Annotated in this window: 11 protein-coding genes and 1 tRNA gene; 5 read left to right on the forward strand and 7 right to left on the reverse strand. The window is 67.0% G+C overall.

What is annotated here, in order from left to right; genetic code table 11:
- The first annotated feature begins 6 nt into the window (after positions 1 to 6).
- Positions 7 to 528, forward strand: coding sequence for an outer membrane lipoprotein YfiB (gene yfiB / locus A2G96_RS15835; RefSeq protein ID WP_062800795.1), 522 nt, complete (start codon positions 7 to 9; stop codon positions 526 to 528).
- A 20-nt stretch (positions 529 to 548) separates the two neighbouring features.
- On the opposite strand, the gene A2G96_RS15840 is transcribed toward yfiB, so the two are convergent.
- The 6 genes from A2G96_RS15840 to acs all read right to left on the reverse strand — a co-directional run bounded on the left by A2G96_RS15840 (position 549) and on the right by acs (position 6,760).
- The gene (locus tag A2G96_RS15840; RefSeq protein WP_062800798.1) at positions 549 to 818 is read right to left on the reverse strand and encodes a hypothetical protein; all 270 of its coding nucleotides are present in this window, start codon (positions 816 to 818) and stop codon (positions 549 to 551) included.
- A gap of 61 nt (positions 819 to 879) precedes the next feature.
- Complete coding sequence (locus A2G96_RS15845) at positions 880 to 1,728, reverse strand: D-amino acid aminotransferase (RefSeq protein WP_062800800.1); 849 nt, start codon at positions 1,726 to 1,728, stop codon at positions 880 to 882.
- A gap of 106 nt (positions 1,729 to 1,834) precedes the next feature.
- Positions 1,835 to 2,326, reverse strand: coding sequence for a GNAT family N-acetyltransferase (locus tag A2G96_RS15850; RefSeq protein ID WP_062800802.1), 492 nt, complete (start codon positions 2,324 to 2,326; stop codon positions 1,835 to 1,837).
- Between the two features lie 129 nt (positions 2,327 to 2,455).
- Positions 2,456 to 2,546 (reverse strand) — tRNA-Ser (locus A2G96_RS15855).
- Between the two features lie 71 nt (positions 2,547 to 2,617).
- Positions 2,618 to 4,669, reverse strand: a complete 2,052-nt coding sequence (locus A2G96_RS15860) for a VC_2705 family sodium/solute symporter (RefSeq protein WP_062800804.1) — start codon at positions 4,667 to 4,669, stop codon at positions 2,618 to 2,620.
- Between the two features lie 108 nt (positions 4,670 to 4,777).
- Positions 4,778 to 6,760, reverse strand: a complete 1,983-nt coding sequence (gene acs / locus A2G96_RS15865) for an acetate--CoA ligase (RefSeq protein ID WP_062800807.1) — start codon at positions 6,758 to 6,760, stop codon at positions 4,778 to 4,780.
- Positions 6,761 to 7,069: 309 nt separating this feature from the next.
- Between acs and A2G96_RS15870 the strand changes: the two genes are divergently transcribed.
- From A2G96_RS15870 to murI, 4 genes are all read left to right on the forward strand, one after another.
- Entirely contained in the window at positions 7,070 to 8,029 is a 960-nt protein-coding gene (locus tag A2G96_RS15870) for a DMT family transporter (RefSeq protein WP_062800810.1), read from the forward strand.
- 100 nt (positions 8,030 to 8,129) lie between these two features.
- Positions 8,130 to 8,678, forward strand: a complete 549-nt coding sequence (locus A2G96_RS15875) for a TIGR00645 family protein (protein WP_062800812.1) — start codon at positions 8,130 to 8,132, stop codon at positions 8,676 to 8,678.
- A 200-nt stretch (positions 8,679 to 8,878) separates the two neighbouring features.
- Positions 8,879 to 10,402, forward strand: a complete 1,524-nt coding sequence (locus A2G96_RS15880) for a fumarate hydratase (RefSeq protein ID WP_062800814.1) — start codon at positions 8,879 to 8,881, stop codon at positions 10,400 to 10,402.
- 99 nt (positions 10,403 to 10,501) lie between these two features.
- Positions 10,502 to 11,311 (forward strand): glutamate racemase, encoded by an 810-nt coding sequence (gene murI, locus A2G96_RS15885; protein ID WP_062800816.1) that lies wholly within the window; start codon positions 10,502 to 10,504, stop codon positions 11,309 to 11,311.
- A gap of 48 nt (positions 11,312 to 11,359) precedes the next feature.
- On the opposite strand, the gene A2G96_RS15890 is transcribed toward murI, so the two are convergent.
- The gene (locus A2G96_RS15890) at positions 11,360 to 13,672 is read right to left on the reverse strand and encodes an AAA family ATPase (RefSeq protein WP_062802212.1); all 2,313 of its coding nucleotides are present in this window, start codon (positions 13,670 to 13,672) and stop codon (positions 11,360 to 11,362) included.
- Between the last annotated feature and the right edge of the window lie 463 nt (positions 13,673 to 14,135).

Genomic DNA, 14,135 nt, shown 5'->3' on the forward strand with positions numbered 1-14,135 from the left:
ATCCACATGTTTGCAAGCAGTCCTTCGACAAAACACCCAACCAGATGGAAGTCCTGGCTGGCGGCCGCGGCACTGGCCACCCTGGCGCTGGCCGGCTGCCAGACCACGCCGCCCGCCGGCCGGCTGTCGCCGGCACAGGTAGCGGTACTGCAGCACGAGGGCTTTGTGCAGACCGGCGAGGGTTGGGAACTTGGCCTCACCGACAAGGTGCTGTTCGGCTTCAACGAGGACCTGATCGAAGGCGAGCGCGCCGCCAATGTGCAGCGCCTCGGCCGCGCGCTGAGCGGCGTGGGCATCGAGCGCCTGCGCGTGGACGGCCATACCGATGACGCCGGCGCGGCGGAGTACAACCAGTCGCTGTCGGTGCGGCGCGCCGAGGCCGTGGCCAGGCTGCTGGCCGATGCCGGCTTTGCGCGGGACAATATCGAAGTACGCGGGCTGGGCAAGACCCGCCCGGTGGCGGACAACCGCACCGCCGCGGGACGCGCCGAGAACCGGCGCGTCGCCATCATCGTTTCGGTGGACTAGCGGTAGATCGGCGCGCCGGCTCAGTCGCCGAAGGGGTTGGGCGCGCGGTTCTCCAGCGCCTCGTTCAGGTCGAACTCGTCGCGCACCTTGTCGACCACCGCGCGCACGCTGGCGGCATAGCCGTGCAGGTTGTCGAAGGCCATGTCCCAGTTGCGCCCGCGCGCGTCGCGCGGATGGGGCTGCGGTGACGGCACGCGGATCCTGGCACCGTCTTCGATTTCATCGATCTGCTGGATACGCCGGCCGACCTCGTCCTGCAAGGCACGCCGGCCGCGCTCGCGCTTGGCCATGACTGACTCCTGGCTGAATCCCAACGCATGCTAGCACGCGCCGGGAGACCCTTGCAGCCGCTTACAGCGCCGCCTTGGCCGCCTGGTAAGCGGCGTACAGGCGCGCGAACACCGGCCCCGGCACGCCCTTGCCGATCGGACGGCCATCGATGCTGACCACCGGCAGCAATTCCTTGCTGGCCGAAGACAGCAGCACCTCATCGGCGGCAAAGACTTCGTCCCTGGCGATCCGGCGCGACTCCAGCGCAATCCCCATCGCCTCGCAGATTTCCTCCATGAAGCCGTAGCGGATGCCCTCCAGGATCAGGTTGTCCTTGGGCGGCGCCGACACGCGGCCATCGCGCACCACCCACACATTGGACGCCGACGCCTCGGTCAGCCAGCCGTCGCGGAACTGGATCGCCTCGGTCACGCCCTGCTCCACCGCGTGCTGCGCCGCCAGCACGTTGCCAAGCAGCGAGGTCGACTTGATCTGGCAATTCAGCCAGCGCCGGTCCTCCATGGTCACGCACGCAACCCCTTGCTCGACCATCTGCGCCGACGGCAGCGCCATCGGATTGGTCATGATCAGCACCGTCGGCACCACCTCCTTCGGGAACGCATGCGTGCGCCTGGCCACGCCGCGGGTCACCTGGATATAGACCAGTTGATCCGACAGGCCGTTGGCCTTGACCACCTCGCCGACCCGCTCCAGCCACTGCGCGGCGCTGTACGGGTCGGGAATGCCGATGCCCTCCAGGCTCCGGTGCAGCCGCGCCAGATGCTGCGCGCCGCGGAAAGGCTTGCCGTGGTAGTACGGGATCACCTCGTAAATGCCGTCGCCGAAGATAAAGCCGCGGTCCAGCACGGGGATGCGGGCTTCGGAGAGCGGGGTCAGGGTGCCGTTGAGATGGACGATGGGGTCGGACATGGGATGCCTGGGGGCAGTTCGAAAGAGATGCCCGATTCTTTCACGGGCCGCCCGGCAAGGTCATGCAATCTACGCATGAGTCCGGCAAGGCGCCCGTCGCCTGTGCTCAGGCTGGCCCCAGCGCCTTGGACAGCAGCACCGTGGTAAAGCCGCTGTCCCAGCTTTCATCCGGATAGAAATCGATCTCGGCATAGCCATGGCGCCGATAGAAGGCGCGGCTCTGCTGGTTGAACGTATCCGTCTCCAGCCTCGCCTCGCGATGCCCGGCGCGGGCCATCGCGGCTTCCGCATGCGCCAGCAGCGCCCCGCCCAGCCCCATCCGTTGCCAGGCCCGGCCGACATGCAGGGCCCAGATGAAATTGTTTTCCCAATCCACCATCGCGGCCGGCACCCCGTTCACGCAGGCAACATGGAATTCCTGCAAACGTGCTTCGACGTAACTGCGGGTCTTGCCTTGCTGCTCGAAGGCGGCGGCTGCGGCCGGCGTCAGTTGCGGCTTCCAGGTGCCGAGGTAGGTGTCGATCAGGATCGCTTCCACGGCTTGCGCGTCGGAGGGCAAGGCGGGGCGGATTTCGAAACGGACGGTGAGTTTGGTCATGGGGCGAGAGCATAACCGGGACGGGGTGAATCGCAAGCCCCTGCGCAGAGTCGCCCCAAGCCGCTGATCGCCAGCAAACAAAAAGCCGCCCGGAAAATGGGCGGCTTTGCATGGTCTTGCGCAGTGTTCTGGCGGAGAGAGGGGGATTCGAACCCCCGATGGGCTATTAACCCATACACGCTTTCCAGGCGTGCGACTTAAACCACTCATCCATCTCTCCGGGAAGTCCGCGATTATAGCAGAGTTGCCCGTCGAATCCAGTACCTCGTGACCACCCCACCCTAACCTGCCCTACCCCTTGCGCAGGTAGGTCACCAGCCGGTCGATCACCGGCGCGTTGCGCGGCGTCAGCAGGCTGACCACGATCGCGACCGCGAAGCCGGCCGGGACTCCGAAGGCGCCTGAGGCGATGGGGTCGACGCCGAACCAGCGGTTGCCGAAGATGCCGGTCATGCGCGTGAAGAAGGGGTAGTTGACGAAGATGTAGTACACCGCCACACCGAGTCCGGCGACCATGCCGGCGACGGCGCCGGCGGCGGTGGTGCGGCGCCAGAAGATGCCGAGGATCAGCACCGGGAAGAAGCTGGACGCCGCCAGCGAGAAGGCGGCGCCGACCAGGAACAGGATATTGCCGGGCCGCAGCGATGTGACGTACGAGGCGAACAGCGCCACGGCCAGCAGCACAATCTTGGCGGTGGTGACGCGCCGCTGGTGGCTCGCCTGGCGGTCGACCATGTGATAGAAAACGTCGTGCGAGAGCGCGTTGGCGATGGTCAGCAGCAGGCCGTCGGCGGTCGACAGTGCGGCCGCCAGTGCGCCGGCGGCGATCAGCCCGGAGATGACGTACGGCAGGCCGGCGATTTCCGGGGCGGCGAGCACGATCATGTCGGGCTGCAGCAGGATCTCGGCCCATTGCACGATGCCGTCGCCGTTGACGTCGCGAATGCCGAACACCGGTGGATCGACCTTGCGCCATTGCACCACCCACTGCGGCAGGTCGGCGTACGGGGTGCCGACCAGGTGCTCGAAGAACTCGTATTTCACCAGCGCGGCGAGCGTGGGTGCCGAGACATAAAGCAAGGCGATGCAGAACACCGCCCAGGCCACGGAGTTGCGCGTTTCCCTGACCGAGGGCGTGGTGTAGAGCCGCGTCAGGATGTGCGGCAGGCTGGCGGTGCCCACCATCAGGCAGAACACCAGCAGCACGAAATTGAGGCGCTTGGTCTTGCGCTCCTGCTCCGATGCCGCCGGATAAGGTTCGGTGGACGATATCGAATGGCGGCTGCGGGCCAGCGCCTCTTCGCGTTGCTGGTGCCACTGCTGCTGCGCGGCGGCGGCATCGCGCGGGAATTCCAGCCGTTCGCGCTCGAGCGCCTTGATCTCGCGCAGCGGCGCATTGCGGGCGCGCAGGTCCTGCAGGCGCGCGTCGAGCGCGTCGCGTTCCTGCGCGAAAGACTTGGGCAGCCGGGCGATGCGCTCCTGCAGCAGGATCGCCTGCTGCCGGTAGTAGTCGCGCACCGCCTGCTCGGCCGGTTCGCGCTCCAGCTGCCGTTCGCGCGCATCCAGCTGCGTCAGCAGCGTGCCGTAGCTCAGTTGCGGCAGCGGTTCCTGGTGGTGTTTCCACGCAATCATCGACACCGTGACCAGGAACGCCACGATCATCATGATGTACTGCGCCACCTGCGTCCACGTGACCGCGCGCATGCCGCCCAGGAACGAGCAGACCAGGATGCCCGCCAGCCCGAAGAAGATGCCGACGGCAAACTCGACGCCGATAAAACGCGTCACCACCAGCCCCACGCCCTGGATCTGCGCCACCAGGTAGACGAAGGAGCAAAGCGAGGCGGCCAGCACCGCGATCGCGCGCACCGGCAGGTTGCCGCCGGGCTTGCCGTTGCCGTAGCGCGCGGCGAGGAAATCGGGGATGGTATAGCCGCCGTACTTGCGCAGGTAGGGCGCCAGCAGGAAGGCCACCAGGCAATAGCCGCCGGTCCACCCCATCACATAGGCCAGCCCTTCGTAGCCCGAGGCAAACAGGATGCCGGCCAGGCCGATGAACGATGCCGCGCTCATCCAGTCGGCCGCAATCGCCATGCCGTTGAACATCGCCGGCACGCGCCGCGATGCGACGTAGTACTCGTTGAGGTCCGAGGTGCGGCAGATCAGCCCGATGCAGGCATAGATCGCGATGGTGATGAACAGGAAGACGTAGCCCAGCCACAGCGCATCGGCGTTGGAGCGCTCCAGCAATCCCATCATCCCCACGAAGCCGAACAGCCCCAGCGTGAACAGGCCGTAGTAGAGCAGCAACCGTCGGCGAAAGCGCGACTGGGCTTCGGGCATGAGGGGACAGTCCGTGTCGGTGGGAAGCTATCGTAACAAACCCGCCGGCGCGCGGGTGCGCGGCGGCGGGTTCAGGGCTCGGCTCCGGCGTGCCGGATCACCGGCGGATTACTGCGCCTGCTTCAGCTGCTCGAGGATGGCCGGATTCTCCAGCGTCGAGGTGTCCTGCGTAATCTCCTCGCCCTTGGCCAGCGACCGCAGCAGGCGGCGCATGATCTTGCCCGAGCGCGTCTTGGGCAGGTTGTCGCCGAAGCGGATGTCCTTGGGCTTGGCGATCGGGCCGATTTCCTTGCCGACCCAGTTGCGCAGCTCGGTCGCGATCTGCACGGCCTCGTCGCCACTCGGGCGCGCGCGCTTGAGCACGACGAAGGCGCAGATCGCTTCGCCGGTCATGTCGTCCGGGCGGCCCACCACCGCGGCTTCGGCCACCAGCGGGTTGGCCACCAGCGCCGACTCGATCTCCATGGTCCCCATGCGGTGGCCCGACACGTTCAGCACGTCGTCGATGCGGCCCATGATGGTGAAGTAGCCGGTGTCCTTGTCGCGGATCGAGCCGTCGCCGGCCAGGTAGAGCTTGCCGCCCAGCTCTTCCGGGAAGTAGCTCTTCTTGAAGCGTTCGGGATCGCCCCAGATGGTGCGGATCATCGCCGGCCACGGGCGCTTGACCACCAGGATGCCGCCGCTGCCGTTGGGCACATCGTGTCCGGTCTCGTCGACGATGGCGGCCATGATGCCCGGCAGCGGCAGCGTGCACGAGCCCGGCACCAGCGGCGTCGCGCCCGGCAGCGGCGTGATCATGTGGCCGCCGGTCTCGGTCTGCCAGAAGGTGTCGACGATCGGGCAGTTCTCGTTGCCGACGTTCTTGTAGTACCACATCCACGCCTCGGGGTTGATCGGCTCGCCGACCGTGCCGAGCAGGCGCAGGCTGGACAGGTCGTACTGCTTCGGATGGATTTTTTCATCGGCCTCGGCGGCCTTGATCAGCGAGCGGATCGCGGTCGGCGCGGTGTAGAAGATGCTGACCTTGTGGCGCGCGATCATGTCCCAGAAGCGGCCCGCGTTCGGGTAGGTCGGCACGCCCTCGAACACCACCTGGGTGGCGCCGGCGGCCAGCGGGCCATAGGCGATATAGGTATGGCCGGTGACCCAGCCGATGTCGGCGGTACACCAGAACAGGTCGTCGGGCTTGATGTCGAACGACCACTTCATCGTCATCAGCGCCCACAGCAGGTAGCCCCCGGTGCTGTGCTGCACGCCCTTGGGCTTGCCGGTGGAGCCCGAGGTGTACAGCACGAACAGCGGATGCTCGGCGCCGACGGGCTCGGCCTCGCAGGTATCGGGCTGGTTGGCGCAGACTTCGTCGAGCCAGCGGTCGCGGCCTTCGGTCCAAGCGACATTGCCACCTGTGCGGCGATAGACGATCACGTTCTTGACCGCCTCGCAGCCGCCCAGCGCCAGCGCGTCGTCGGAGATGGCCTTGAGCGGCAGCGCCTTGCCGCCGCGCATCTGCTCGTCGGCGGTGATCAGCGCCACCGCGCCCACGTCGACCAGCCGCTCCTGCAGCGACTTGGCCGAGAAGCCGCCGAACACCACCGAGTGCGTCGCGCCCAGGCGCGCGCAGGCCTGCATCGCCACCACGCCCTCGACCGACATCGGCATGTAGATCACCACGCGGTCGCCCTTCCTGATGCCGAGCGACTTCAGCCCGTTGGCGAAGCGGCACACCTTGGCATGCAGCTCGCGGTAGGTGACGCGGCTGACGGTGCCATCATCCGCCTCGAACACGATCGCGACCTTGTCGGCATTGCCGTTCTGCAGGTTGCGGTCCAGGCAGTTGTACGAGGCGTTGAGCTCGCCGTCCTCGAACCACTTGTAGAACGGCGCGTTGCTCTCGTCCAGCACCTTGGTGAAGGGCTTGTTCCAGTGCAGCAGCTCGCGCGCGTAGCGGGCCCAGAAGCCCTCGTAGTCGCGCTCGGCCTCGTCGCACAGCGCGCGGTAGGCGTCCATGCTGGGGATGGCGGCCTGGCTGGCAAAGGCCTCGGGCGGGTTGAACACGCGATGCTCGTGCATCACCGATTCGATGGCGGACATGGACTCGTCTCCTGATTTTGGACTGGCTTTGGCTGCCACGTTACGCCCGACGGCTTACTTAAACCTGACGATAAATCCCTGCGGCCGGCAGGATCAGGCGCTGCAACGTGTTGCATTGCAGCGGGAAGAATCGGGGGCGCGCCGCGAAAGTGCAGCCTTCTCCATTAGGCTAGCACAGCTATAATGCCGCCAGCCTGATACCTGAATGCGACGCCGGCCCTTGCCGCGCGGCGCCGCACCGACCAGCGCGGACACGTGCCCGCGCACCCCGCCGGCCTGTCGACCGGAACCTCCCCAAGGCAAGTTCCCGTGCCCGCCAACGCTCCTGTTTTCGCTCCCGTTTACGTGCTGTTCCTGATTGCCTCGATGGCGCTGGTCGGCAGCAACGTCGGGCTCGGCAAGTCGATCATCGCGCATGTGCCGGTGCTGCTGTTCGCGCTGCTGCGCTTTGTCATCGCCATCGTCTGCCTGGCGCCGTGGTACCGGCCCGCGCGCATGCGCCGGGTCTCGCGCGGGGAATGGCTGAACCTGTTCCTGCAGGCGTTCTTCGGCACCTTCCTGTTTACGCTGCTGATGCTCAACGGCGTGCGCCTGACCAGCGCCATGGCCGCGGGCGTGATCACCAGCACCATCCCCGCCACCGTGGCGCTGCTGTCCTGGCTGCTGCTGCGCGAACGGCTGTCGCGGCGCACGGTGGTGTCGGTGCTGCTGGCGGTGGCCGGCATCGCCGTGCTCCACATCGCGCGCGGCGATTCCCACGGCACCGGCGCAGGTGGCCAGGCCTGGCTGGGCAACCTGATGATCATGGGTGCGGTGGTGTGCGAGTCGATCTACGTAATCCTGTCGCGCCGGCTCACGCAGACGCTGGCCGCGATCGAGATCTGCGCCTACACGCACCTGATCGGCGGGCTGCTGATGCTGCCGCTGGGCCTGGTGCCGCTGCTGAACTTCGACGCCGCCGCGGTGCCGGCGCAGACCTGGCTGATGGTGCTGTGGTATGCGCTGTCGGCCAGCGTGTTCTCGTTCTGGCTGTGGATGAAGGGCATCCGCCATGTGCCGGCGCAGCTGGCCGGGGTCTTCACCTCGGTGCTGCCGGTGGCCGCGGCCACCTACGGCATCGTCTTCCTGGGCGAGCAGCCGGGCTGGCCGCACGGCGTGGCGCTGGCATGCGTGCTGGCGGGGATCGTGCTGGCCAGCTGGCCGGGCCGGATCGCGCGCGGCGCCTGGCGCGGCAAGGCAGCCGGCGCCGAGCCGGAGGCGCGGGCCTGAGCGCTGCACCGTGGCCGCGGTTACCGCTGGTAACACAGCGTTGCCATGGTCGCTTGGTACAATCCACGCCGATTTTCAACTCCGCCGACCCCGCCCCGCCATGGCTTCCAACCCGATTCCCGAGCAGCAGCCCCAGACCCTGCGGCCGATCCCCAGCATCATCTTCGCGTCGCGCTGGCTGCAGCTGCCGCTGTACCTGGGCCTGATCGTGGCCCAGGGCGTCTACGTCTACCATTTCCTGATCGAAGTCTGGCATCTGCTCGCCCATGTGACCGAGTTCGACGAGAACAAGATCATGCTGGTGGTGCTGGGGCTGATCGACGTGGTGATGATCTCCAACCTGCTGATCATGGTGATCGTCGGCGGCTACGAGACCTTCGTCTCGCGGCTTGGCATCGACAACCATCCCGACGAGCCCGAATGGCTCGACCACGTCAACGCCGGCGTGCTGAAGGTCAAGCTGTCGATGGCACTGATCGGGATCTCGTCGATCCACCTGCTCAAGACCTTCATCGACGCCGAGCAGCGCTCGACCCATACCATCATGTGGCAGGTGGCGATCCACCTTGCGTTCCTGCTGTCGGCTGTGGCGATGGCATGGGTGGACCGCATGGTCACCCACCCCGCCGGCGCGCACGCCAAGCATTGAGCGCGACCCACACGGTCAACCTGCTTGCTTCGCCAACGACCGCGGCCATGTGCCGCGGTTTTTGCTTTTGGGCTGGCGCGATCGCCGGCAGCGGCGTTTGCCGCACATTACCGGCTGTGGACGGATGTATGCAGCCGGGCAGAGCGCCGCCGCTCAGTGTATGATTTCGGGCTGTGTTTCACCGCTGCCCACCCCACAAAATGACCGTCATCAAGCAAGAAGACCTCATCCAGAGCGTCGCCGACTCCCTGCAGTACATCAGCTACTACCACCCGATGGACTACATCACCAGCCTGGGCCGCGCCTATGAGCTGGAGCAGAGCCCGGCGGCCAAGGACGCGATCGCGCAGATCCTGACCAACAGCCGCATGTGCGCGGAGGGCAAGCGCCCGATCTGCCAGGACACCGGCATCGTCACGGTCTTCGTCAAGGTGGGCATGGACGTCCGTTGGGACGGCGCCACCATGGGCCTGACCGACATGATCAACGAGGGTGTGCGCCGCGGCTACACGCACCCCGACAACGTGCTGCGCGCGTCGATCGTCAGCCCGCCCGAAGGCGGCCGCAAGAACACCAAGGACAACACCCCGGCCGTGATCCACTATGAAGTGGTGCCGGGCAACACCGTCGACATCCAGGTCGCGGCCAAGGGCGGCGGCTCGGAGAACAAGTCCAAGTTCGTGATGCTGAACCCGTCGGACTCGATCGTCGACTGGGTGCTGAAGACCGTGCCGACCATGGGCGCCGGCTGGTGCCCGCCGGGCATGCTGGGCATCGGCATCGGCGGCACCGCCGAGAAGGCGATGGTGATGGCCAAGGAATCGCTGATGGAATCCATCGACATCCAGGATATCATCGCGCGCGGCCCGAAGGACTGGGTCGAGGAACTGCGCGTCGAGCTCTACGAGAAGGTCAATGCGCTGGGCATCGGCGCGCAGGGCCTGGGCGGCCTGGCCACCGTGCTCGACGTCAAGATCATGGCCTGCCCGACGCACGCCGCGTCCAAGCCGGTGGCGATGATCCCGAACTGCGCCGCCACCCGCCACGTGCACTTCACGCTCGACGGCAGCGGCCCGGCCAGGCTGGAAGCGCCGGACCTGTCGCAATGGCCGAAGGTCGAGTGGGCGCCGAACACCGAGACCTCCAAGCGCGTCGACCTGGACACGCTGACGCCGGAGGAAGTGGCCTCGTGGAAGCCGGGCCAGACCCTGCTGCTCAACGGCAAGATGCTGACCGGCCGCGACGCCGCGCACAAGCGCATCGCCGACATGCTGGCCAAGGGCGAGAAGCTGCCGGTGGACTTCAAGAACCGCGTGATCTACTACGTCGGCCCGGTCGATCCGGTGCGCGACGAGGCGGTCGGCCCGGCCGGCCCCACCACCGCCACGCGCATGGACAAGTTCACCGAGATGATGCTGGCCGAGACCGGCCTGATCTCGATGATCGGCAAGGCCGAGCGCGGCCCGGTGGCGATCGAGGCCATCAAGAAACACAAGTCGGCCTACCTGATGGCCGTGGGCGGCGCCGCCTACCTGGTGGCCAAGGCGATCAAGCAGGCAAAGGTGGTCGGCTTCGAAGACCTGGGCATGGAAGCGATCTACGAGTTCGAGGTCAAGGACATGCCGGTGACGGTGGCCGTGGACAGCGAAGGCACCTCGGTGCACAAGACCGGCCCGGCGGAATGGCAGGCGAAGATCGGCAAGATTCCGGTCGCCGCGCTGTAAGCAGCCACGCGCCGAGACGGTAGAATCTGCCGTCGCACTCGAAAAGCCGGGTTCCGACCCGGCTTTTTTCTGCACTGTTTCCTGTCATCCTCGCATCCCGTGAACCCCGCACCCATCGGCGTCTTCGATTCCGGCCTCGGCGGCCTGTCGGTGCTGCGCGAGATCCGCGCGCTGCTGCCGCACGAGCCGCTGCTGTACCTTGCCGACTCGAAGTACGCGCCCTACGGCGAAAAGCCCGAACGCTTTGTCGAAGCGCGCACGCTGCAGGCCTGCGAGTGGATGATCGGCCAGGGCTGCAAGGCGCTGGTGATCGCCTGCAACACCGCCACGGGCCATGCCGTGGCCTTGCTGCGCGAGCGCCTGCCGGTGCCGATCATCGGCGTCGAACCCGGCCTGAAGCCCGCCGCCGCGGCCAGCCGCAGCAAGGTGGTCGGCGTGCTCGCGACCGCCAATACGCTCAAGAGCGCGAAGTTTGCGCGGCTGCTGGCATCGCTGGACGGTGAAAGCCGCTTCCTGTGCCAGGCGGGGCTAGGGCTGGTGACGCTGGTCGAGCAAGGCCAGACCGACGGGCCCGCCGTGCGCGAGCGCCTGGAAGCCTATCTCACGCCAATGCTGGAGGCCGGCGCCGATACCCTGGTGCTGGGCTGCACCCACTACCCTTTCCTGGCAGGCGCCATCCGCGCCGTCGCTGGCGATCGGCTGGCGCTGGTCGATACCGGCATCGCGGTCGCGCGCCAGCTGGCGCGCAAGCTCGACGAGCATGCGCTCGCCGCGCCGCCCGATGCCGCGGGGAATGACCGCTTTGTCTCGACCAAGGATGCCGCGCACCTGCGCGCGATGGTGGCCGCGCTGCTGCAGCGGCAAGCCGCTGCGGAGACCGTGGTGATCGAGCCGGCGCCGGCGTTCTGACCGGCGCCCGCGGTTAGCCCCTCCGTTAGCCCCTCGGTTACCCTTCGCTCAGCGCAGGAAGCCCAGCGGCCGGTGCTCGCGCACCTCGGGCTTGATCGCATGCTCCTGGCGCAGCTGCGCCAGGAATTCATCAGGCGTCAGCGCCTCGCCCAGCAGTACGCACTGGCGCTTGACCGTGGCAAAGTCGCCAGGCGTCAGGCAGTCCATCGCGGCCAGGTCCGCGCGCATGGCATCGGTCAGGCCAGCGGCGTCGCCGTCGAGCGCCTCGTCGACAAACATCGCCACGCGTTGCGCCGGCTTGAGCGCCAGGAAGCGGATCTTGAACGAGAAGCGGCGCAGCGCGGCCTCGTCGATGCGGTCGAACAGGTTGGTGGTGCAGATGAAGATGCCGTTGAAGCGCTCCATGCCCTGCAGCATCTCGTTGACCTCTGATATCTCGTAATTGCGCACCGCCTGCTGGCGGCTCTGCATGAAGCTGTCGGCCTCGTCCAGCAGCAGCACCGCGCCGTCCTCTTCCGCGCGCGCGAACATCGCGGCGATCTGCTGCTCGGTCTCGCCCACATACTTGCTCATCAGGTCCGAGGCGCGCCGGATCATCAGCGGCAGGTCCAGCTCGGCCGCGATATGCTCGGCCAGCGCGGTCTTGCCGGTGCCCGGCGGGCCATAGAAGCACAACGTGCCGCGCTGGCGCACGCTCAGCGCGTCCACTATCTTGACCACATCGTAGCGGGTCTCGAGGTGCAGGTTCTCGAGCCGGTAGTGCGTGACCACCGGGCGCGCCTCGGCCTCGGGGCGCAGGCCCATGGCGCGGTCGGCATGTTCGAGCTGGCGCAGGATCAGCGCCTCCACCGGTTCTTCCACCGGGTCTTCCAGATGCGGCCGCGCCAGTTCGACAAAGCGCGCCGCCGATTGCACCTGCGCCGGCGTCAGCGTCTTGCGCGCGGCCAGCCCGGTGATAAAGGCATCGCTGACGTCGAGCCCGCCCAGGTGCTTGCGGATGATGTTTTCGCGCACCAGCGGCGGCGGAATCTTCAGCTCCAGGTGGAACTGGAAGCGGCGCAGGTAGGCCGGGTCGATCTGCCGGATCGAATTGGAAATCCAGATCACCGGCACCGGGTTCTGCTCCAGCGTCTGGTTGACCCAGGCCTTGCCGTTGACCGACGCGCGCGTGTCCTCCTGGCCGAACAGGCTCATCAGCTCGCGCGCACTGCCCGGGAACACGTCTTCGACTTCATCGAACAGCAGCGCGGTATGGGCGCGCCCGCGCAGGAACGCCTGCGACACCTGCAGCGAGCGGTAGCGGTCCTTGCCCGACAGGCTGTTGCCGTCGCGATCAAGGCAATCGACCTCATACAGCTCGCAGCCGGCCTCGCGCGCCAGCAGCCGCGCGAATTCGGTCTTGCCGGTGCCGGGCGGACCGTAGATCAGCACGTTGACGCCGCTGGCGTGCTGCTGCGTGGCATTGGCCAGCAGCGCGCGCAGGTAGCGCGCATCGGTCTCCACATGCGGATAGTCGGCGGTGGTCAGCGTGGGCGGCGCGGCCGGGCGGGTGAAGACCGCCATCATCTCGGCCTCGTTGGCGTAGTTGCCGAGCAGCACGTGCAGCAGCCGGTCCGACAGCCGCATCAGGTCGCCCAGGTCGGTCACGCTGTTTTCGGGCAGCGGCTGCTCGATCAGGTTGAGCGTCTCCAGCCGCGAGCCCGGCCGCAGCGACGCCGCCACGTCGGCCGCACCGGCGCCGGTCAGGCCGGCCAGGATCTGGAACGCCTCCTGGCTGTGCGCGACCTTGCAGTCGACCATCACCGCGCGCAGGTCGCGCTTGTACTTGGCCAGCGCGGCATACAGCAGCAGCTTGCGCTCATGGTCGGGCAGGTCCAGCACGTGGCTGAGCATGTCGATATTGCGCACCAGCAGCACGCGCTCGCCCTCGAGCCGCTGGGCGATGGCCGCGGCCGACGCGTCGAACACCGCGAACATGTCCTTGGCGTGGTGCTTGACGTACTCGTCGAGGTAATAGAACAGCGCGCTTTCGTCGAAGGCGCTGTTCCACTGACCGTGGCGGTCGAGGAATTCTTCGGGGGTCAGGCGCGCCGCGCCCTTCCAGGCGGGCATGTCGGCGCAGCGCGCGGCCAGGAAGCGCTGCACCCGCAGCACCACGCCATACGGCCACACCATCTCCTGCGCGCTGACGGTCAGGACATCGTTGATATTGCTGCGCAGGTTGAAGCGCGGGCCCAGCGCGCAGACCACGCGCAAGGCGAACTGCGCGCACATCCAGTCCAGCGCCGAGCTGGACGATGCTCCCGGCATGGAGCGCAGCAGCGTCGATCGGTCATCTTCAGCAAAACGTGTGAAGTCCATGAACGGGTCCCCGAGCGCGCGATGCGCAATGGCGGGCCGCGACAGGCGCACCGCCACGTCTGCAGTGTCTTTCTATGCTAGCGCGCTTTCCCGCCCTGCGGGCGCGCCCGTGCGCGGCCGGCGCGGGCCAGGGTGGCCTGGGGCACCAAACGCGCGCGCAGCGATGGCGTGTCCACGCGCATGACTCAACCGTGTTTGGCCCCCTTCCAATTTGCTACCGGGACTTGCCGGTATAACGCGCGAGGGCGGAAAATTCCAGTTGCGGCGCACAAATCACAACAAATAAGAATCATTATCGTTTATACTCACCCGCTGACACGCTGCCCCAGAGTGGCGCTCCCACGTCAACCCAGTTGAAGGAGCGTTTATCATGGAATTGCTGCTTAGCCTGCTGGTCGGTTGCGGCATCTCGCTGATCCTGTTCTACCGCAAGTGACGGCGCACGGCCGCCAAGGTGTCGCCG

This window comes from Cupriavidus nantongensis, from assembly GCF_001598055.1.
GTDB classification, from domain to species: domain Bacteria; phylum Pseudomonadota; class Gammaproteobacteria; order Burkholderiales; family Burkholderiaceae; genus Cupriavidus; species Cupriavidus nantongensis.

Excerpts from the sequence above, each read along its gene's own strand:
- yfiB (WP_062800795.1), top strand. The coding sequence starts at position 7 with ATGTTTGCAAGCAGTCCTTCGACAAAACACCCAACCAGATGGAAGTCC.
- A2G96_RS15840 (WP_062800798.1), bottom strand. The coding sequence starts at position 818 with ATGGCCAAGCGCGAGCGCGGCCGGCGTGCCTTGCAGGACGAGGTCGGC.
- A2G96_RS15845 (WP_062800800.1), bottom strand. The coding sequence starts at position 1,728 with ATGTCCGACCCCATCGTCCATCTCAACGGCACCCTGACCCCGCTCTCC.
- A2G96_RS15850 (WP_062800802.1), bottom strand. The coding sequence starts at position 2,326 with ATGACCAAACTCACCGTCCGTTTCGAAATCCGCCCCGCCTTGCCCTCC.
- A2G96_RS15860 (WP_062800804.1), bottom strand. The coding sequence starts at position 4,669 with ATGCCCGAAGCCCAGTCGCGCTTTCGCCGACGGTTGCTGCTCTACTAC.
- acs (WP_062800807.1), bottom strand. The coding sequence starts at position 6,760 with ATGTCCGCCATCGAATCGGTGATGCACGAGCATCGCGTGTTCAACCCG.
- A2G96_RS15875 (WP_062800812.1), top strand. The coding sequence starts at position 8,130 with ATGGCTTCCAACCCGATTCCCGAGCAGCAGCCCCAGACCCTGCGGCCG.
- A2G96_RS15880 (WP_062800814.1), top strand. The coding sequence starts at position 8,879 with ATGACCGTCATCAAGCAAGAAGACCTCATCCAGAGCGTCGCCGACTCC.
- A2G96_RS15890 (WP_062802212.1), bottom strand. The coding sequence starts at position 13,672 with ATGGACTTCACACGTTTTGCTGAAGATGACCGATCGACGCTGCTGCGC.